The following is a 20218-nucleotide window of genomic DNA, read 5'->3' as shown; positions in this document are numbered from 1 at the left end:
ATTGAGTCAAACATAGAGTTCGAATCATCTTGAGATACATCGATACAATCACAACCCGGATAGTTTTCACGTCCATCTCAAGACGCTTCCGCTATCCAAATTACTTACTTCTTCCAGATTGTTAAAGAACGACAGCCGATACATACTACGTATCACTCTGACTGGCTCAATCGCCAATGGCAAATGCTCGTCTCACACGTCACTTTCGTGCGATCCAAACGCTTCCCATTGAAGATTGGTGGAGGCAGACGGGATCGAACCGACGACCCCCTGCTTGCAAAGCAGGTGCTCTCCCAGCTGAGCTATGCCCCCATGAGTACAGATATCCTCAGGTACTACCGCCAGACAAGACATTGGTGGGTCTGGTTGGATTCGAACCAACGACCCCCGCCTTATCAAGACGGTGCTCTAACCGACTGAGCTACAGACCCCTGAGTCTGTCTTTAATTTACAGCCGATAAGCGTGAGCGCTCAATTTTGCGAGAAGCTCTGGAAAGGAGGTGATCCAGCCGCACCTTCCGATACGGCTACCTTGTTACGACTTCACCCCAGTCATGAATCCTACCGTGGTGACCGTCCTCCTTGCGGTTAGACTAGCCACTTCTGGTAAAACCCACTCCCATGGTGTGACGGGCGGTGTGTACAAGACCCGGGAACGTATTCACCGCGGCATGCTGATCCGCGATTACTAGCGATTCCAGCTTCATGCACTCGAGTTGCAGAGTGCAATCCGGACTACGATCGGTTTTCTGGGATTAGCTCCCCCTCGCGGGTTGGCAACCCTCTGTTCCGACCATTGTATGACGTGTGAAGCCCTACCCATAAGGGCCATGAGGACTTGACGTCATCCCCACCTTCCTCCGGTTTGTCACCGGCAGTCTCCTTAGAGTGCTCTTGCGTAGCAACTAAGGACAAGGGTTGCGCTCGTTGCGGGACTTAACCCAACATCTCACGACACGAGCTGACGACAGCCATGCAGCACCTGTGTATCGGTTCTCTTTCGAGCACTCCCACCTCTCAGCAGGATTCCGACCATGTCAAGGGTAGGTAAGGTTTTTCGCGTTGCATCGAATTAATCCACATCATCCACCGCTTGTGCGGGTCCCCGTCAATTCCTTTGAGTTTTAATCTTGCGACCGTACTCCCCAGGCGGTCAACTTCACGCGTTAGCTACGTTACTAAGGAAATGAATCCCCAACAACTAGTTGACATCGTTTAGGGCGTGGACTACCAGGGTATCTAATCCTGTTTGCTCCCCACGCTTTCGTGCATGAGCGTCAGTATTGGCCCAGGGGGCTGCCTTCGCCATCGGTATTCCTCCACATCTCTACGCATTTCACTGCTACACGTGGAATTCTACCCCCCTCTGCCATACTCTAGCCTGCCAGTCACCAATGCAGTTCCCAGGTTGAGCCCGGGGATTTCACATCGGTCTTAGCAAACCGCCTGCGCACGCTTTACGCCCAGTAATTCCGATTAACGCTCGCACCCTACGTATTACCGCGGCTGCTGGCACGTAGTTAGCCGGTGCTTATTCTTCCGGTACCGTCATCCCCCGGCTATATTAGAACCAAGGATTTCTTTCCGGACAAAAGTGCTTTACAACCCGAAGGCCTTCTTCACACACGCGGCATTGCTGGATCAGGCTTTCGCCCATTGTCCAAAATTCCCCACTGCTGCCTCCCGTAGGAGTCTGGGCCGTGTCTCAGTCCCAGTGTGGCTGGTCGTCCTCTCAGACCAGCTACTGATCGTCGCCTTGGTAGGCCTTTACCCCACCAACTAGCTAATCAGCCATCGGCCAACCCTATAGCGCGAGGCCCGAAGGTCCCCCGCTTTCATCCGTAGATCGTATGCGGTATTAATCCGGCTTTCGCCGGGCTATCCCCCACTACAGGACATGTTCCGATGTATTACTCACCCGTTCGCCACTCGCCACCAGGTGCAAGCACCCGTGCTGCCGTTCGACTTGCATGTGTAAGGCATGCCGCCAGCGTTCAATCTGAGCCAGGATCAAACTCTTCAGTTTAAACCTGTTACTGTTTTCGGTTCGGTTAAGAACCGGTCGCTCACTCAAAGCTGACAGGTATATGAATTGCTTCATAAACCTGACTTACTTTAGTGTGAGACTCTTGATACTTTTGCTATCTGATCCGAGGATCAGCTCGCTTCCATCAAGCGCCCACACTTATCGGCTGTTAATTTTTAAAGAGCATTTCTGCGAGGAACATCGTGTTTCTCAGCAGCGCTGCGTTTTCAGCAGCAGAGAAGCGAGATTATGAACCGTGTTTCGCAGATCGTCAACAACTTTTTAAACTGCTTCGTTGCGACTGCGAGGTTCATCTTCCTTCGCCAGCCGTGCGCCCAACCTGCTGCACACCACCGACTTCGCTTCCCCTCTCCCGCGCCGCGTTTCCGTTAGCGCGAAAGAGGCGTGATTCTAAGCACCCGCCTCCATCTCCGCAAGCCCTTTGTGAAATTATTTTGAGAAAGCCTCTCTTTCCTCATATATATGCGAGGCGGTCGGCATGCCCTTCCCAGGCGCGCTCCGGGTTCCGCGGTCCGTCAAATCAACGGGTTGCCGACCGCGATGCCGCACTGCCCGGCTGCAACGTCGCGCGTTCGTGCCTTCATGGGTTTCGCAACCCCGTCCTTCCTGCGGATCGGACGAGGGAGCTCGCGCTGTCGAGTATCATGCCGCGACCGAACCACGTACTCACATCGACGATGGACAGCACCACTCAACCCGGCGACGCCGATCTTCGCGACGAATATGCAGCGCTGCGCGAGCGCGCCATCCTGCTCGAAGAACAGGCCCCGCCACTTCTGCAACGCATCTCGGATGTATTGCCGCGGATCAGCGGCGAATCCGAACTCGCGGACGAACATCGCGAACGGCTCATCGGCGCACGCAATGCGGCGCTGGTTTCGATCGAAAACTATCAGCAGGCGATTCCTTTCCTGCAGACGGCCGACTCGATCATCGAGCAGATGGACAAGACGCCCGAGCGCGACGAAGACATCGAGTGGCGTGAATCACTGCTGCAACGGCTCGACGAACTGATCGACGTCGCGGTCGTGATGATCGACGATGCGGAAGACTACTTCGACCAGGCGCAAGCCTGCGATCTGTCCAGCGTGCCGAAATCCATCCTCGAGGATTGAGCAGTGCCGCTCGGGATCGCGCGGCGCACCGGCTTCGTGTCGTGTGCGCCCGCCATCCGCATGTTTGCCGGTCGACAATCAGTGCCTGACTCCGTCGACGTCAGGAAAAACGCGCCTCTCCCGCAAAAGCTCACCTTGTCGTGGCAACTGTCCTGAGATCGCCGCGCGCCGCCACTACAGTGAGTCGAGCAGGATCGTCTCGCTCACGATCGGTACACGGATATATCCGCCGTCCGCATCGCCATACGCGTGCGCGTTCCCGTCGATGACGTATTGCGCCGTCAGCGCGCACAGGGTTGCGTCTCGCGCATCGACGGATTGCAACGTCGACACGTCGATCCCCAGTCGCTCCAGCAATTGCCGGCGCTGGTTGCGCTTCTGCTTCGCCGACGCAACCGCCTTGCCCAGCATCGCGCAGGTAATCGCGTAAGGATAGGTTTCGAAGCTCGCGCGTCCGCCCGCATAGCGCGCGCCGGTCAGCAGAGGATAGGTGTCCGCGAGCGCCCGGTACACGCGCTCCCCGATGAACATCCAGTCGAAGAAGCCGGACGTGCTCGCAACGGCCTGCTCCCGCGACGGTGTCGGAAAGCACGAGATCCGTTCGCGCGCGAGCGCCTGTTCGGCTGCCCGGCGTCCGACACCCGCCCACCACAGGCTCGGTGCGTCGACACCGACGGCCACGACGTCATGGGCGAGACACAGTGCAGGCAACGCCTCTGGCGCGACCCGCTGTTCGCGACAGACGACCGTCGACCCGTGCAGGATCACGAGATCGCATAGCTTCCTGTTGCCCCCGACGTCGACACCCGCCACGACAGGCGATTGCCGCGCGGCGGATCCGATGGATCGGGCCGATCGCATGCGGGCGCCTCAGTCCGCCGGCCGTGCGTCGTACGCAGCGTCGAAAATTGCCTCGAGACCGGGATGCACGCCGCGCATCGGATCGACGACCGACTTCGCCCAGTCGAAGTACGCCTGCTTGCGCTCGAGCGGCCAGTCCGCGGGCGGATGGCGCGCGATATCGCGCAGGTTGCAGATCTTGTCGGCCAGCTTCACGAGCTTCGCGCGCCGGCTGATCGTCGCCGCATGTTCGACCTGCAGGCGCTTGCGCTCGTCCTTCGGCAACGACTTGTCGTCGGTCACCTCCATCACGATGTCCGCGACGTCCTTGCCGAACAGCCGCAGCAGCTCCTGCTCCGTCGTCTCCGTATCCTCGACCGTGTCATGCAGCACGGCCGCGACGATCACGCGTTCGTCCTCGACGCCGGCTTCGTTGGCCAGCACGTCGGCGAGCGCGATCGGATGATTGATGTACGGCGACGCTTCTTCGTCCTTGCGCCGCTGATTGCGATGCTTGTCCGCCGCGAACGCGATGGCGGCTACCAGCTTTTTCATGTTCCCCCCTCGTGTGGCCAGTCCCGCGACCGGCAAAACCGGCCGCGTGCCTTTCGGAACCGCACATACTACCTGCACGCGATGACGCTTCCCGCGCATCGGCATCCCTTCGCGCCCCGCATCACACGCCGGCCGGCGCGCGCTGCAGTTCGACCACGTTGACCCGCGCGCCGAATACGTCCTTCACGAGCGGCAGCAGGTGGTCGTGGTGTGTCAGGAACAGCACCTGGGTTCGCGTCGACAGATCGCGCAGCGCGTCGAGCCCGGCTTTCGCGCGCGCGTCGTCGAAGTTGATGAACAGGTCGTCGGCAACGAACGGCAGCGCGGTCCTGCTGCCGAGCTGCAACTCCAGCGCCGCGATCCGCAGCGCGAGGAACAACTGGTCGCGCGTCCCTTCGCTCAACCCGGCGACCTCGACCGACGTTCCCTTCGTCCGCCGTGCATACAGCGCGGGCGGCGTCCGTTCGGTATCGACGGTCAGCTTCGCGAACTCGCCCAGCGTGAGCACGGCGAAGATCTCGCCCGCCCGTCTGAGCATCGGCCCCTGCTTCTGGTCGCGATAGCGGTCCGTCGCCCACTTCAGCAACCGGCTCGCGGTGGCCGCCTCCAGATACTGTTCGGCCGCGTCGCCCATCGCCGCCAGCGCTTCCTGGCGCTTCGATTCGGCGACGGCCGCGTTCGCCTGACCGTCGATCGCGCCGAACGCCTGGTCGGCCACGACCTGCTGTTGCGCGAGCTCGTTCAGCCGCTTGCCGACATCGCCCAGCGACTGCTTCACAGCCTCCAGACGCGCCGGCACGTCGGCGATGTCCTGTTCCGCAACCTCAGCCTCGACGGCCGAACGGGACAGCCCGTCGCCGTCGCGCACCAACGCCTCGTGCGCGGCATCGACCGCCTGCCGAAGCTGGCGCTGCCGATCCGAGCGTTCGGCCAGTGGCAGCGCCGCATCGATCGACGCCACGCCAGCCAGATGAAGCAGCGGTTGAATGCGCGCATCGGCGCCCGCCACCGCGGCGGCGGCATCCGTGACCTTGCCGTCGGCCTGCCGCACGGCCTCGTCGGCACGCTCGATCGCGCGCGCGATTTCCCTGGCGGCCGCGAGACGCGTCGCCAGCCTGCGTGCAACGTCCGGCCAGTCGCCGCTCGTCAGCCATTCCGGCGCAAGCGCTTCGGCAAGCCGCCGCGCTCCGGCCTCGAGCGCGGCCAGCTCAGCACGGATCGCGGCGATCCGGTTGCGCGGCGCATCGGCATCGGCCAGTTCGGCCGTCACCGCATTCGCAAGCCCGAGCGCGCCTTCCGCCGCGGCCAGCGTCGCCGCGCTCGCGGAAAGCTTCGCGTCGGCCAGCGCGTCGCGCCATTGCGCATGCCACGCATCGTAGGCTGCTTGCGCATGGCCGGCCCGCGACTGCGCCGTCGCGCATCCGCGTTCGGCTTCCCGTGCGCGATCGTCGAGGCTGTCCTTCTGCGCGATTGCTTTCTCGGCCGACTGCACGAAAGTCTCGGCGGCGGCGACGAGTGCCGCCAGTCCGTCCGACTCGCTGCCTCGCGACACCGTATGCAGCGCCGAACGCAACGCGGCTTCGGCACCGGCCCGCGCGGCGCGAATCGTGTCGAATTCGCGGCGCTGACGATCGAGATCGACCTGCGCGGCGAACGCCGTGTCGCGCTTCGCGAGCCAGTCGCCCATCGCCGCCAGCGGCATGCCGGGCACCGCGGCCGTCGTCGCAAGTTCGGCCCATGCGTCGCGGTGCGCGGCCAGTTCGCGTTCGCGCTCGTCCAGCGCAGCCTGCCTGCGCGCCACGCCGGCTCGCGCGGATTCGACCTGCTGACGCAGCGATTGCAGCGTCGCCGCCGCCTGCGTCGCACCAAGTTGCGCATCGACCAGTTCGTCGGCCAGGCGAATCGCGTCGTCGACCGCCGGTGCGCCGGTTGCCAGATCAACAGTACCGTTGCGGATGTCGCCCCATGCGCCGTCGCGTCGTCCGCGCGCCGCCAGCACGTCGGCGGTCGTGACGACCTTGTGGTTCTCCGCGAAATGCTTCTCCTGCAGCTCAAGCCGCTCGAGCTCTTCGAGCGCGCCGTCCCGCGCGTCGCGTGCGGCAGCAGCCGCGCTTGCGCGCTCGCTGTCGTCCTTGAGCAGCGCGCCGAGCCGCGCCGCCGACGGCACGTCGAGCGCGCGCAGCGTGTCGACGGGCATGCGCCACTGGCCGAGCGCATCGAGCGCGCCGGACAGCGTGCGTTCGGCGGCGGCGATTTCGTGTTCGAGCGCCTGTTCGCGCTGGCCGCTGTTGCGAAAGCCCTGCGCATCGGCGAGCGCCGCGCGCAGCGCTTCCGGCACGTCGACGGTCGACAGGCGCGCCCGTTGCTCGTGCACCTGCGCAAGCTCGCGCGTACGTTCGTCGAGCGATTCGCGCGCACCGGCGAGCGCCTGGTGCAGCGCGCCGTGTTCGCGCAGCAGGTTCGCGACGGTCTTCAGCGACAGCGCCGTCGGCAGCGACGCACGCAGCGTCGCTTCGTCTGTCGGCCAGTCGAGCTGGGCGGCCGCCGAACACGCGGCGGACAGGTGCCGCTCGACGTCCGCGCCGAGCAGCAGCAGATCCTGCGCGTGATTCATGCAGGCGCCGCGCAGCCGATCGAGCGCTTCGATATCGGCTTCGAGCGCCAGCGTGTCGGCGTCGGCATCGATCGCATCGCGCGCCTGCCGTTTCGCGAGCTGGTCGGTACGCCGTTCCTCGAGCACCTTCTGTTCGGCCGCGAGATCGCCCTGCGCCTTCAATAAATCCGCATACGCGGTCGGCGGCAACTCGACGACCGCACCGAGTTCGGCCAGCGCCGCGTCCTTGACCGTCAGCTCCTTCAGGTATGGCGCCAGCCGCCGCACGCGTTCGAGCTTCGAGCGCAGCGCTTCGAGCTGGCGCTGCTCCGCGCGCGCGTGCTCGATCTGCTGTTCGACCGCTTCGCGCGCGTCCTTGCGATCGACCCAGTCGCGCGTGCGCACCTGGACCGTCTTCAGTTCGGTCACTGCTTCGTTGAACGACGTTTCGGCCAGCGCGAACGCGCTGCCGCTACGACGCGGCGCCCAGAGTTCGCCCGAACGTGCGTCGAGTTCCTCGCGCACCGGCCCGAGACTGCCGACACCGGCGGCCGATTCGAACAGCACCTGGCCGAGCTTGTCGGATGCGTCGAGAATGCTCCGGCCGCCGTCGACCAGCCGCCCGTGATCGAGCCCGAACATCTGCTCGAAGAACTCGCGCGTCGCGCCGTCGAGGATCGCGGCCAGATAGTCGTCGGGCAGCTTGTCGTCGGCAGGCGTGCGCAACGGAGTGCGCCCGCGCGCGCGGTGGAACGCGAGCTCGCCCGTACCGCTCTCGAGCACGCCGCCGATCCGCAGTTCAGGCGTGCTGTGCAGGAAATCGAGCGGCGTCTGCAGCTTCATCCCGAACAGCAGCTCCGACACGGCCGTGCGGATCGTCGACTTGCCGGCCTCGTTCGGCCCCACGATCACATGAAAATCCTCGCCGGCCGACGGGAACCGCAGCGTCTCGTCGGTGAACTTGCCGTACCTGATCAGATCGAGCTGGCTGATGCGCATCGCTTACTCCCCCCTTGCCAGTCGCGCGAGCAGCGCGGGACCGACCTGCTCGACCAGCGCAGTGAGCTCGCCTGCGCGCGCCATCGTCAGCAACGGCACTTCCTCCTTTACATCGCTGCGCACCTTGCCGACGAACGGCTTCAGGTCGCGTTCGAGCAGCGCGAGGAAATCCGGATCGTGCGCGGCTTCGGCCAGGATCTGCTTCAAATCCTCCAGCGCTTCAAGTTGCTCGCTCTCGCCCTGCTGATGATCGGCGGCGGACGTCGCGAGCCGGACCTTCTCCAGCCACAGCCGCTCGTTGCCGATGATGCCGATCTGGTTGAGCACCTCTGCGCGCAACTGTGGCGCGCGGCCGAAAAAGAGCCCATGCGCGGGCGTGCGCCCGGTGACCGTCACGCGCACCGCGCGCGGCACGTGACCGTCGACGTTCAGCAGCGCCTCCAGCGACTGGCCGATCTTTCTCGACAGGTCGGCGACCGTGAAGCAATCGGATGCGTCGACCGACACGGTTTCCCAGCGCAGCACGTCGAGATACAGGCGCTCGACCTGCGTGCGGCCTTGCTCGACCGTCACGAGCACCGCGCCGCGGCGGCCCGTCTCGCGGATATGGCGCCCCTGCAGGTTGCCGGGAAACACGACAGTCGATGGCCCCGTCCATTGCTGGAATTCATGCACGTGGCCAAGCGCCCAGTAGTCGTAGCCCTTTGCGTGCAGTTCGGCCAGCGTGCACGGCGCATAGTTCGCGTGCGCCGCGTAGCCTTCGAGCGCCGTGTGCAGCACGCCGATGTTGTAGTACCCGGGCACCGGGTCGGGATAACCGATCGCGAGATTGTCGACGACGGCCTTGTCCTTGAAGCTCTGCCCATGCAGCGCGACGTCGAATTCCGGCAGCTTGTGGGTTTCCGGCTTGCGATGGCCGAACACGGTGACGTTGTCGGGCAGCGTCAGCTTCTTCGTCATCTCGCTTTCGGCATCGTGGTTGCCGCCGAGGACGAACGCACGAATGCCGGCCTTGCGCAGGCGCCCCATCTGCTGGCCGAAGAAGATGCCGGTGTTGTGATCCTTCCAGTCGCCGTCGTACAGGTCGCCGGCGATCACGAGGAACGCGACTTCCTCTTCGATCGCGCGATCCACGAGTTGCCGCAGCGCCTCGCGCGACGCGTTGCGCAACTGCGCGGCCGGCGCGTCGGGATACGCGCTCAGGCCGTGCAACGGACTGTCAAGGTGAATGTCTGCCGCGTGGATGAACTTCACGAAGATTCCTCAGTTTCATGACGAATGGCGACGCCGCTTGCGCAGACCCGGCGTAGACGTAGCCGCGCGCATCGCCGCAACACACGCAGCGCGCGTCCGACCGGATCACGCTGCCGGTTGCCAGCGGGTCGGGATGGTACCTGAAAGCGGGTAACGACTTGGTGATCTTCGTCGGTCCGGATGGGGGGGGAAGTACGCGATGCGAATTCGAACGGCCATTGTGCCGTGGCGCGACTGTATTACCGCGGAACCTCGACTTCGGCAAACGTGCCGTTCACGAAACGATAGACGCGATGTGTTGCGCCGCCATTCGTGGGGTTCGTCGTATGCGCCGGCATGCCGCCCGGGCGATACCGTTTCCGGATCGCGCCGCGTGCGTCGTTCATCGCGACGAACGCGGCCGATCCGCCGCGTACCGTCACTCGCCGCGCGGCACGGGCGGCGGCGCAAAGCCGTTGTCATTGCCGGGGAACGGATTCGCGTTGCGGCGCAGCGCTTCCTCGTCATTCTCCTTCTGCGCGAACAGCGCAACGCCGATCACGCCGACGTTCGCGGCATCGCCGAACTTCGAGTTCGCGACATAGCTGTCCGGCACCGCCGCGAAGCGAAACGCGGCGACTTCGTCGCGGCTCTTGCGGAAGCCTTCGATCGTCAGCGTACGGCCCGGATACAGCACGTAACCGCCGTTCGTATAACTGCCCGGCCGCCCCGACAGCACGTCGAGCCCGTCGACGGTCGACACGACTTCGAACGTGCGGCGCCCCTGGTTGCGCAGCACGATCATGTAGCGCGAACCCTCGACGCCCGCCATGTGCCAGCGGCCGTTGCTGCGCGCAAGGCGCAGCGGCGCACCCTTCTCGTCCGTAAACGACAGTGCGATGTCGCCGTTCGCGAGCGCGACGCGGGTCGGCAGTCGGCGCACCTGGGATGCGGGAAGATGTCCGGGCAGCGCGTCGTTGTAGTAGACCGACGCGAGATCCGTCGGCTTCGCCGGATCCGCACGTTCGAATTCGACATTGCGGGTTTCGGATCGCACCGACTCGCCCCACGCGGTGCCGAGCCCGCGGCGTTCGCTGGCGTCCGGAGCCTGCGGTGCAGCCGCAGACGCGCCGATACTGCCTGACGGCGGGGGCGGCGCCGCACAGGCAGCCAGCCAGAGCGCGCAGGCGAGCGCGAGAAGGCGGAACAGGATAGTCATGACGTGATGCCTCGGAATGTTATCGGACCGCGCCGGGCCGGCCGGAACGGCGTTTTGGTTTCGTCTGTCGTCACGATGTCGATCGGACATGCTTGCCCGCGTCGGCCGGCGCTGCCATCGCGGCGGCCCGGCAACCGGGAGCCCCGCTATTTAAGCATGGCCGGCGGGCAATGGGCAGGGGCCGCGCGCGTCGCTTGCCGCAGGCTCGTGCCCGGGGCATCCGGTCGCGCGAACGTGCCCATCGCGTCGTCGGATTCTCGACGAACTTCGATGCATCACTGCATTTCGAGGAATGTCGAACGACGCGCCGTGCGCGCCGAAAACAAAACGGCCCGGCCCGCTTCGAAGCGGGCCGGGCCGTGACGGGATGCGTGCTGCTTACAGCGCGCCGCCTTGCGCCGACGCCGAACCCTTCAGGCCGACCGATGCGCCGCCCTGCACCGAGTTCGTCGCGCCTTCAAGCGCTTCGCCGGCCTTCGCCTTCGCGCTGCCCGCGACGTCACCCGCCGTCGACACCGCGCCTTGCGCGTGGCTCTTCGCCGTGCCTGCGACGTGCTTCACGTGCGACTTCGTCGAGTGTACGGCCGATGCCGCGGCATCCTTCGCCGTGCCCGCTGCCGAGCCCACCGCCTGGGTCGCGCCGCCCACCGCATTGCCGGCTGCCGAGCCGACGCTGCCGACCGTCTTGCCGACGCCGTTCAGCGCGCCGCCGACGAGGTTGCCCGCGCCCGAACCCGAGCCTGCCGCATTCGCGCCGGCGCCTGCCTGCACGCCCACGCCGCCGCCGAGCAGCGGCGTCTGGACCTGTGCGCCGACGCCTGCGGAACCCTCGGCACCGGTCTGGGCCGTCTGTGCGAAAGCAGCCGACGTCGCCATCGCCGTCAGTGCGGCACCCAGCAGAATCGTACGAATCTTGTTCATGGTCATTCTCCCCAAAGACGTTGTTGCTGCGGGCCGCCTTCGTGCGGCTTGTCGCATGCCTCACCGCGAAGTGCGGCAGGTGGAGCTAATGTAGCGGCGTCGACGGGCAAAACGATCGATTTGCGGGGACTGTTACTTCCGTTGCAAATGCTGACGATTGACTCACACTGTTTGACAATCGGGGCTTGCGACGGGACGGATGGCGAATTTGCCGGCGATCAGGCGCGAACCCGGTGGCGTGCGGCGCGGGTCGTCCCGCGATCAAGATTCGTCCTATTGCCACGCATCGGTAAACCATCCAGACGAAACGACTAGCAGGGAAACCGGCCGTTTTTATAAGCATCCCAAAGCATCTGTGTCGGCCAGTCGTCGGTGCGGCCCGACAGACGACTCCTCGCGATCAGTTCGATGTCGTCGGACACGCACGCCGCCACGTCGGCGTTGCCCGATGCGCCGAAGGCGAGCTTGAACGCCTTTTCCCGCAATGCGTCCACTGCCGGCCTGTCGATCGCCGTACCCGGATCGCCGTCGATTGCGTCGAATGCTGCCATCCACTGCGCATCGAACGGCTCGGCATCGCGACTGTCCAGCGCGCGGTCGCAATCGACGTCGCCGAGGAAATCGAAGAAGCCCGGCGCCGACAGGACTGCGTCCATTTCAAGCAGGTGTGCGTTCGTCATTGCAGCCCCTTCGAGAAACACGGCCCCGATCGCCTGTTGGTAGACACAGGCAGATCGGGGCCGTGCGCGTTCCGACCGGTTACGGCCGGAACGTATCGCCGAGCACCACGCCTTCGCGACGCGGATCGGTGCCGCCCTGCAACGCGGGCGACTGGCCGACCGTCACGCGCATCACGGTGTTGACGCCGCTCGCCTGCGCGGACGTCGACACCTTGTGCCCAAGTGCGAGCAGGCCCGTGATCAGCGGATCGTTCGCACCGTTATTGGCCGCATTGACATTCGGATGCTCGCCGCCGATCGTGGTCGTCGGGTTGTTGCTCGCGCCGAAGTCGACGAGCCCCGCGGACTGCTGCGCATCGAGCCCCCAGTCGAGCGCGCCGACCAGCGTCTTGACCACATATTGCGGAATCGTGCCGCCGCCCGGCGACCCGGTCGCCATCACGAAATCGCCACGCGAACCGTCAGCGGCCTGCCCGAACACGATCGTCGGCGCCATCGAGCTGCGCGGCCGCTTGCCCGGCTGCAGGCGGTTGGCCACCGGATTGCCGGCGCTGTCGACCGGGTTCGCGGAAAAGTCGGTCAGCTGGTTGTTCAGCAGGAAGCCGTTGGTCATGTGGAACGAGCCCATGCTCGACTCGACCGTCGTCGTCGCGCTCAGCACGTTACCGTCGCCGTCGACGATCGTGAACTGGTTCGTGCCGTGCTCGATCAGCGTCGTGTCGACACCGAGCGGCACCGCGCCGAGATTGCCGGGCTGCGCGGTGCCCATGGTCTTGGTCGTATCGATCAGCGCTGCGCGCGATTTCAGGTACGGCTTGTTCAGCAGCGTGTCCCACGTGCCGCCCGGCAACGGCACGAAATCCGTATCGGCCACGTACTTGTCGCGGTCGGCATACGCGAGCCGTTCGGCCTCGGTGACGAGGTGCACGCCCGCGACGGTCGGCTTGCCGCCTTCGAGATCGATCGCCGTCGGCTTCAGCGACTTCAGGTCGAAGTTCTCGAGAATGCCGAGCGCCGATGCGACCGCGATGCCGCCCGACGACGGCGGCGGCATCCCGCATACCCAGTAGCTGCGATAGGTCGTGCACACGGGGGCGCGGCGCTTCGCCTGATACGCGGCGAGATCCGCGACGGTCGTCTTGCCCGGCGTGAGCGTCGAGCCGTCCGCGCCCTTCGTCGTCGCGATCTTCGCGACGATGTCCTGCGCGATTTGCCCGGTGTACAGCGCGTTCGCACCCGACTGCGCCATCAGCGTCAGCGTGTGCGCGTACGCGGGGTTCTTCAGTACGGTGCCGAGCGTCTTCGGCGAGCCGTCGGCATTCAGGAAATACGCGGCTGCCTCGGGGTCGCGCTTCAGGTTCGCGGCATTCGCCGCGATCGCGTCGGCGAGCCGGCCGCCGATCGGGAAGCCGTTGGTCGCAAGCGTGATCGCATCGCCGAACAGGTTCTGCCACGGCAAGCGGCCGTGATCCTGCTGCAGTGCCTCGATGAGCCGCGGCACGCCGATCGTGCCGATCGAGCGGCCGCTGGCGCGTGCGTTCGGCAACGGCGCCGAATGGTCGGTCGTGTCGTCGACGTAGCGCAGGTAATTCTCCGTCGCGGCGGCCGGCGCGGCTTCCCGGCCGTCGTACGCCTGCAGCGTCTTGCCGCGCGCATCGTAGTAGAGCAGCACGCCGCCCGACCCGAGGCCCGTCGCCTCGGGCACCGTCAGGCCGAGCACGGCCTGCACGGCGACCGCCGCGTCGGCGGCCGTGCCGCCTTTCTTCAGCACCGCGCAGCCGGCCGCGCTCGCGTATGCGTTGGACGTCGCCACCAGATAGGTCTTCGCATGGACCGGCTTCATTCCGGTGCGATAGCCCGACGACGCTTCCGGCAGCGACGGATCGCCCGGCTGGTTCGAGCCCACCACGACCGTCGCGCCGCTGTTGTCGACCGCGAGGCAGCTCGTATCGGTCGAAGGTGTCGGCGTGCGGCCCGCTTCGGTCTCGACGTCGCCGCCGCATGCCGTCAGCAGGGCGGCCGCGAGCAACGCGGATGCATACGGGAAAATCGCTGTTCTGTTCATTGTCTGTCGATGTTCTTGTAGGTCGTTGCGATGGACATCACGCTGCCTGCGACCCCCTCGGTGCGCGGACAACGCGTTCGATAGTCCCATGAACAAATTTTTTTCCGCAATAAGGAAATGAAGCAATTCGGTCGACCGTTGCATGCGCAACGTCAACGAACCGGCATGAGGGTTCACTTGCTGCACTGCATCGGCGCGCAAAGGTCCTCGACCCGCGTCAGCGCGTTGTCGAAACCGCGCAGGCCACGCCGCTCGCGCGGCTCGCGTAGGCAATTCCGGCAGCCGCGGCCGGCGGCACCGCGCTGGTCGCGTTCGCGATGATCGGCGTGATGAGCATGCGGCTGCTCTCCGGCGTCGACCTGCACGCGCGCGCCAACAAGTACACGCTCGCGGCCATCGCGACGCAACTGGCGTTCGCCGTGCTCGCGCGACTGAGCGGACAAACGCACGCGGGAATGCCTGCGTCGCAGGCACCTTCACGCGACGCGTAGTGGCAACGGCAGCCTGTGATATGCGGCGTTCCGCGCAACCAGGTCGTATGCGATCGCCGGCCCGACGCTCGGCTTCCTCACGTGGCAGGTCGGGTTCGTGTCGGTAGGCGACGATTGGTTCGGAATGTGGATGTCGAAGCGATGGAACGGCGTGCCGGATGCGTTCCGGTTCTTCATCACGCTGCTGCTCGTGCTTGTTTCCCTGACGATGCTCGACGGCGTCGACGAGACGCGTGCCGCGCACTGATGCGCCGATTGTGTTGCACAGGCCAGGTGGGAATGGACATCGGGACGATTGCCGGCGTCACCGCGTCCGGCTATAAATCGTGGATGGATACGAATCGCTGGATTCACGACCCCGTCGGCGCCTTTCGCGCGTGGCAGGAAACCGCCGCGACCGGCGCCGGCCGCCGGCCGTTCGCGCCGCGCTCGGTCGTGCAGCACGTCGCGATGTTCGAACGGTTCCTGCGCCATCTGATCGCGCACCGCGTGTCGCTGGCCACGTTCGGGCCCGACCACGTCGCGACCTTCCTGGCGGAACTCGAGCGCACGTGCGCGCCCGGCACGTCGACGCGCGTGCGCTACGCGAAGCTGATCGACCGGCTGGGCCGGCATCTGGTCGACACCGGCGTGCGGACGATCCATCCGGCCGGACGGACGACGCGCCATCTCGCGTGGCCGGACGGCGAGCCCGAACCGTGCTACCTGCCGCCTGATGCCGACGTGGCGCTGCAGCGCCATGTGCAACCGCACTCGGACGACACGCCGGCCGACTGCCGGAATCGAGCGATCGTCGCGCTGCTGCTCGCGAGCGGCATCACGTCCGCCGAGATTCGCGCGACGACGCATGACGCACCCGATCTCGACGCGCTGCCGTCGGCGCTGTACGTGCCGCGCGATCGCGCGCGGCCGGCACGCCGGATCGAACTCGCCGCGTTCGCGCTGGCACCGCTCGCCGCATGGCGCGCGCGCTCGGCAGACGCACCGGCATCGACACTGCTGTTTCCCGCGCCGCGCGGCGGTGGCGCGATGAACGACATGTTTCTGCTGCTCGTGGTGCGCGACGCGCTGACCTCGATCGGTTTCCACGCAGCGGACATGAGCCCGCGTGTGCTGCGCAACACGTATGCGCGCCGCCAGTTGCTCGCCGGCCACGCGCACGCCGATGTCAGCGCCATGCTCGGTCTCGTCAGTACGCGAACGGTTACGCGCATCCGGCAGACACTCCCGTCCGATGCGGCCGCGGATCGCGCCGCACACGAGCGTTGAACGAGTTCACGGCACGGGCCCTGTTCCTTGTTGTTCCCTATTCGCCCGGCTTCGACTCGATCAGCCGCAGAATCCGGGTGTCGTACGGCGATTGCATGACTTCCGCGACGCGGACCTCGGACGCGACGGGATGCAATGGATTCAGCAGGAAGTTGTGCGCGTGCGGCACGACGACGCTCGGGACGCGCAGCAGCGCGCTCGGCTGCGTTTGCAGCCACTCGGTGCCGGCGCTGCGGGTCCAGTCGACGTTCGTTCGCCAGTCGTCCGGCGCGTCGCCTTCCGCGATTTCGGCGACGTCGACCGATTCCGGTACCTCGATACGAAGCAACTGGTATCCGCTCGGCAATTGCGCGACGGTAGCGATTTCGAAATGCACGAGCGTTTCGAGCAGCGCGAGCGCCGGATGCTCGGCGAGATACACGACGGGCTGTCCGGCAAAATGCCAGCGCCCGCCGGCGCGCAACCCGCCGATGCCTTTCAGGTCGGCGTAATTGCTGATCCGCCACAGCGTCGTCAAGCGAAGTACCCCTCGTCGATCTGCGTGAGGACCTCTTCGACGAGCCGCGCGCCATGCTCGGTGCTCGCCATGTCGAGCGACGTGCGACCGCCGAAGCGCTGGAGCCCGTTGCGCAGCCACGCCATCGCCTTGTCCTGGTCGCCGAACGTGGCCGTCGCCTGCGCGACGATGCGCGCGAGGCGGATCGCCTTGTCGGATTCCTCCGGCGACAGGCGTTCGTGCGCCTGGCGACGATGGCTCAGCGTGCGACGCGGGATGATGAAGGCCAGCTCGTCCGATTTCAGCCCGCGCTCCGACAACCGGTCGATCACCGAAACGTCGACGCGTGCGCTCGCCAGCTCGGCAAGATCAGCGCCCGATCGGACACGGATCGCCAGCAGCTGCTCGAGAATCGTGAATTCGGCCTGACGCGGATGCGCGACGCCCGAAGGATGGAAAGCAATGGTGCTCATGACCTCTCTCCGGCAATTTGCCCAATCATTATAGGCGTTTTGCCGGAGATTTGCGGGAGCGGGGTTGGGGGAGCGTCTGTGGCCTTTCCGCCAAGGTGTCGGCAAAGGATGCAGCGGACGTGACCCACCTGTCTGGCAGCAGATTCCGGTGGTCGCGAATCGAAGATTCGCCTGGGTGAGGGGGTGCGATTGTTCAGTATATAAAGTCCGGGAAAGCTTCTTGCGATTGTCACGTAACAACTCTTCTACTGATTTAAGTCGCTTCTGCCCGCGGCGGTGTTCGCGAAGCATTCTCGAGCACGTTTCGCCGGAGCGTGGCCGCTACACGCCCGTTCCGCTTTCGACGGTACCGTCTCCAGGCGTCGATGCGCCCGGAATCGCACCAGCGACACCACCCGATTCCGGGTGCCCAACGACCCGCCCCCATATGCGGGTACCTTGCCGTCGGCAAGGCGGTCTGTGCCGCGTCGCCGGGCCGCCCCACTTACTTCGCCTCCGCAGCCAGCCGCGCCAGCGCCAGGGATCGTACGCCATACCGACGGCGATCAGCCGGCCCACGCGGACGAGCGGATCACGCTGCAGAAATTGCCCGCGTGGAAATGCGGATCCTTGTCCGCGAACACGTCGGCCTTCACGTTGCCGAACGTCGTGTCCGGCTTGTGCTTGATCCCGTCGTAGAACGCCTGGATGATGTCTTCCTTGAAGTGCGGCGTACGCGGATGCGCACGGACGACAGCCTCGCGCTCAACGTCGCTGTATTCCGGATACGTCAGCCCCAGCACGTCCATCTCGACACCCGCGGTGACGAGCGCGATCACCGGATGCATGTGCTGCGGGATCCCCGGCGTGGTATGCAGCGCGATCGAGGTCCACACGACATCGATATCCTGCTGCGTGATGCCCTTGCCCTTCAGAAAATCGCGAGCCGCGTTGGCACCATCCACTTCGAAGCGCTCGCATGCGCTGCTGTGCTTGTGCGTGAGCCCCATGTCGTGAAACATGCAGCCGCAGTAGAGCAGTTCGGGATCGTATTTGAGCCCGCGACGCCGGCCCGCAAGCGCCGCGAAATAGTAGACGCGGCTGGAATGATGGAACAGCAGCGGAGACGCGGTATCGCGAACGAGTTCGGTGATCTCGCGCGTCAGTTGGCTATCGGGAATGGCGATGCCTGCAACGTTCTCAGTCATGATCGACCTCCATTGGAAACACCCTCGATTCTCCGGAGCCCGATAGCTGTCTTCAATAGACGTGTCACGTCAAATCCTGCCATTTTGCGCGACGGACGGACATGATGCGTGCGCGATGGAAAGGCGCCGGAAATATGCCCGGCCGCCCCGCTCCATGTGCCACTGGCGCCTCTATACTGCTACGCGTCACGTTCGACACGACACGCAATCGATCATGCCGAAGGTCATTGGTATTTTCGCCGTACCGGGCGTCCAGCTGCTCGATGTCTCCGCGCCGCTCGACGTCTTCGCGCAAGCGAACGCCGAATACGGTAAGCCGTTCTACACGTTGCGGATCATCGCAAGCGAGTCCGGTCCGATCCGCTGTTCATCCGGCGCGCAACTGCTGCCCGACTGGATCGTTCCCAAGATCCCGGAGCACATCGACACGCTGCTGGTTGCCGGCGCACCGAACGCCGGCCGGATCGCGCTGCGCACCGACGTCCTCGCATGGCTGCGGTCGGCCGCCGTGCAAAGCAAGCGCTACGGCTCGATCTGCACCGGTGCGTTCATCCTCGCGGCCACCGGCCTGCTGAAAGGGCGTCGCCTGACCACGCACTGGGCCGCCGCCGACGCGCTGGCCGAAGCCTATCCGTCGCTCGCCGTCGATGCGGACGCGCTGTATGTACGCGACGGCAAACTGCGCACCGGCGCCGGCGTCACGGCCGGGCTCGATCTCGCGCTGGCGCTGGTCGAGGAAGATCTCGGCCGCGAGATCGCGCGGCGCGTCGCCGCGCAACTGGTGATGTTCTTCAAGCGCCCGGGCGGGCAACTCCAGTTCAGCCGCAAGGGCGAGGCGCGCCCCGCCGGACGTTCGGTGCTGCAGGAAGTCCAGCGCTGGATCGCGGCGAATCCGGAACTCGAACACTCGGTGGCCGACATGGCGAAGCATGCGGGCATGAGCCCGCGCCACTTCGCGCGGCTGTTCCGCGCGGAAGTCGGCATGACGCCGGCCGCGTGGGTCGAAGCGACCCGCATCTCGGCGGCCCGCCACTTGCTCGAGAACGGACACGACACGCCGAAACAGGTCGCCGCGAAATGCGGCTTCGCGAACGTCGATACGCTCAGGCGGTCGTTCACGCGGCACGTCGGGATCACGCCCGCCGAATACCGGAAGCGGCAGGCAGTCCTGGCCGAGTGACGCGGTGGCATGCGCGATGCCGCACGAGCGATGCCGACAATCCCGTTCAAATACTTCGGAATACGATTCAATTGATCGTCGCGCGACCGCCGGCCGATCGACCACATCGAGGCCGGAACGGCTGCACCTGGCGTCCCCATGCAGCGTGAGCCGACATGGCTGTCCGGCCATCCGGCACGCCGACAATCACCAGACCAAATCGTCAATCCGCGCGGATCGTTTACCCAGTTGCAATAATTATTCGCTGGAACGCGTATTTCCGACCGGTAACGCGATCGCTACGATGCAATCAACCGCTGAACGCAACAAGCGAAGCGCGAAATCAACGAAACCGGAGGTCATCATGAAGTCGTTCATCTACGCTGTCGTCGCCGCAACCGCCCTGTCCGCGTCGTACGGCGCATTCGCACAATCGAACCCGTCGGGTCAGTTGACGCGTGCCCAGGTGCGCGCGGAGCTCGTCCAGCTCGAACAGGCCGGCTACAAGCCCGAAGTCTCCGATCAGTACTACCCGCGCGCGCTGCAGACGGCACAGGCCCGCGTGACGAACGCCGATGAAGCCGGTTACGGCGCACAATCCGCGGCCGGCGTGCGTGCCGGCCGTACGATCGCAGTCAGGCAGGACGGCCGCGACTCCGTGTACTTCGGCCAGTAAGCCGGACGCACACGCGCGCATTCCGATCCGCGCGCGGCAAACGAAACGCCCCGCTCCCGTTCATCGGGGGCGGGGTGTTCGTTTTACGGCGATCCTCTCCGTGACCGGATCGCGACCGTCGATCGACGCGCACCTGCCGATCGCGCGCTGCGCGGTGCCGTTCACGCAGGCAGCCGGCGTTTGCGCATAGAATGGCCGCG

The 20218-nt window shown here is 65.3% G+C and carries 17 protein-coding genes, 2 tRNA genes, 1 rRNA gene and 1 pseudogene; 6 read left to right on the top strand and 15 right to left on the bottom strand.

The window, feature by feature from the left end; translation table 11 throughout:
• Positions 1-236: 236 nt before the first annotated feature.
• The 3 genes from ABD05_RS34685 to ABD05_RS34675 all read right to left on the bottom strand — a co-directional run bounded on the left by ABD05_RS34685 (position 237) and on the right by ABD05_RS34675 (position 2026).
• Positions 237-312 (bottom strand) — tRNA-Ala (locus ABD05_RS34685).
• Between the two features lie 42 nt (positions 313-354).
• Positions 355-431 (bottom strand) — tRNA-Ile (locus ABD05_RS34680).
• 62 nt (positions 432-493) lie between these two features.
• Positions 494-2026: ribosomal RNA gene (locus ABD05_RS34675) — 16S ribosomal RNA — on the bottom strand.
• 698 nt (positions 2027-2724) lie between these two features.
• Between ABD05_RS34675 and ABD05_RS34670 the strand changes: the two genes are divergently transcribed.
• Positions 2725-3162, top strand: coding sequence for an ATPase (locus tag ABD05_RS34670; protein WP_167347870.1), 438 nt, complete (start codon positions 2725-2727; stop codon positions 3160-3162).
• A 174-nt stretch (positions 3163-3336) separates the two neighbouring features.
• On the opposite strand, the gene ABD05_RS34665 is transcribed toward ABD05_RS34670, so the two are convergent.
• The 9 genes from ABD05_RS34665 to ABD05_RS34625 all read right to left on the bottom strand — a co-directional run bounded on the left by ABD05_RS34665 (position 3337) and on the right by ABD05_RS34625 (position 14267).
• Positions 3337-4023, bottom strand: a complete 687-nt coding sequence (locus ABD05_RS34665) for a DUF429 domain-containing protein (RefSeq protein ID WP_047904599.1) — start codon at positions 4021-4023, stop codon at positions 3337-3339.
• Between the two features lie 9 nt (positions 4024-4032).
• Entirely contained in the window at positions 4033-4557 is a 525-nt protein-coding gene (locus ABD05_RS34660; protein ID WP_047904598.1) for an HD domain-containing protein, read from the bottom strand.
• A 121-nt stretch (positions 4558-4678) separates the two neighbouring features.
• On the bottom strand, positions 4679-8149 hold the full coding sequence (locus ABD05_RS34655; RefSeq protein ID WP_047904597.1) for a YhaN family protein: 3471 nt from the start codon (positions 8147-8149) through the stop codon (positions 4679-4681).
• A gap of 3 nt (positions 8150-8152) precedes the next feature.
• A complete protein-coding gene (locus ABD05_RS34650; RefSeq protein WP_047904596.1) occupies positions 8153-9403 on the bottom strand; it encodes a metallophosphoesterase family protein in 1251 nt (416 codons plus the stop codon).
• On the bottom strand, positions 9369-9668 hold the full coding sequence (locus tag ABD05_RS39390) for a CbrC family protein (protein ID WP_274521918.1): 300 nt from the start codon (positions 9666-9668) through the stop codon (positions 9369-9371). Before ABD05_RS39390 ends, ABD05_RS34650 begins: the two co-directional genes overlap by 35 nt.
• Before the next feature lie 153 nt (positions 9669-9821).
• A complete protein-coding gene (locus ABD05_RS34640) occupies positions 9822-10601 on the bottom strand; it encodes a hypothetical protein (RefSeq protein WP_047904594.1) in 780 nt (259 codons plus the stop codon).
• A gap of 378 nt (positions 10602-10979) precedes the next feature.
• The gene (locus ABD05_RS34635; protein WP_047904593.1) at positions 10980-11522 is read right to left on the bottom strand and encodes a hypothetical protein; all 543 of its coding nucleotides are present in this window, start codon (positions 11520-11522) and stop codon (positions 10980-10982) included.
• 311 nt (positions 11523-11833) lie between these two features.
• Positions 11834-12202 carry a hypothetical protein gene (locus tag ABD05_RS34630; RefSeq protein ID WP_047904592.1) on the bottom strand — a complete coding sequence of 123 codons (369 nt, stop codon included), beginning with the start codon at positions 12200-12202 and terminating at the stop codon, positions 11834-11836.
• Between the two features lie 79 nt (positions 12203-12281).
• Positions 12282-14267, bottom strand: a complete 1986-nt coding sequence (locus ABD05_RS34625) for a gamma-glutamyltransferase family protein (protein WP_047904591.1) — start codon at positions 14265-14267, stop codon at positions 12282-12284.
• Positions 14268-14602: 335 nt separating this feature from the next.
• On the opposite strand from ABD05_RS34625, the gene ABD05_RS39225 reads away from it, so the two are divergent.
• From ABD05_RS39225 to ABD05_RS34615, 3 genes and pseudogenes are all read left to right on the top strand, one after another.
• Positions 14603-14758 carry a hypothetical protein gene (locus ABD05_RS39225; RefSeq protein WP_238594206.1) on the top strand — a complete coding sequence of 52 codons (156 nt, stop codon included), beginning with the start codon at positions 14603-14605 and terminating at the stop codon, positions 14756-14758.
• A gap of 22 nt (positions 14759-14780) precedes the next feature.
• Positions 14781-15005: pseudogene (locus tag ABD05_RS34620) on the top strand (DUF2165 family protein); the annotation flags it as partial.
• 83 nt (positions 15006-15088) lie between these two features.
• The gene (locus tag ABD05_RS34615) at positions 15089-16027 is read left to right on the top strand and encodes a site-specific integrase (protein ID WP_047904744.1); all 939 of its coding nucleotides are present in this window, start codon (positions 15089-15091) and stop codon (positions 16025-16027) included.
• A gap of 37 nt (positions 16028-16064) precedes the next feature.
• On the opposite strand, the gene ABD05_RS34610 is transcribed toward ABD05_RS34615, so the two are convergent.
• From ABD05_RS34610 to ABD05_RS34600, 3 genes are all read right to left on the bottom strand, one after another.
• Positions 16065-16544, bottom strand: a complete 480-nt coding sequence (locus tag ABD05_RS34610) for an RES family NAD+ phosphorylase (protein ID WP_047904590.1) — start codon at positions 16542-16544, stop codon at positions 16065-16067.
• Positions 16541-16996, bottom strand: coding sequence for a type II RES/Xre toxin-antitoxin system antitoxin (parS, locus tag ABD05_RS34605; RefSeq protein WP_031403156.1), 456 nt, complete (start codon positions 16994-16996; stop codon positions 16541-16543). The genes ABD05_RS34610 and parS overlap by 4 nt, the downstream gene beginning before the upstream one ends.
• A gap of 545 nt (positions 16997-17541) precedes the next feature.
• Positions 17542-18183, bottom strand: a complete 642-nt coding sequence (locus ABD05_RS34600) for an HD domain-containing protein (RefSeq protein ID WP_047904589.1) — start codon at positions 18181-18183, stop codon at positions 17542-17544.
• A gap of 214 nt (positions 18184-18397) precedes the next feature.
• Between ABD05_RS34600 and ABD05_RS34595 the strand changes: the two genes are divergently transcribed.
• Together ABD05_RS34595 and ABD05_RS34590 are read left to right on the top strand one after the other, a co-directional pair.
• A complete protein-coding gene (locus ABD05_RS34595; protein WP_047904588.1) occupies positions 18398-19363 on the top strand; it encodes a GlxA family transcriptional regulator in 966 nt (321 codons plus the stop codon).
• A gap of 343 nt (positions 19364-19706) precedes the next feature.
• The gene (locus ABD05_RS34590; RefSeq protein ID WP_047904587.1) at positions 19707-20018 is read left to right on the top strand and encodes a DUF4148 domain-containing protein; all 312 of its coding nucleotides are present in this window, start codon (positions 19707-19709) and stop codon (positions 20016-20018) included.
• Positions 20019-20218 lie beyond the last annotated feature (200 nt).

Origin of the sequence: Burkholderia pyrrocinia (genome assembly GCF_001028665.1) — a bacterium.
GTDB lineage: Bacteria > Pseudomonadota > Gammaproteobacteria > Burkholderiales > Burkholderiaceae > Burkholderia > Burkholderia pyrrocinia.
The sequence above is the reverse complement of the archived record's forward strand: the minus strand, read 5'-3'. Positions and strand labels throughout refer to the sequence as shown.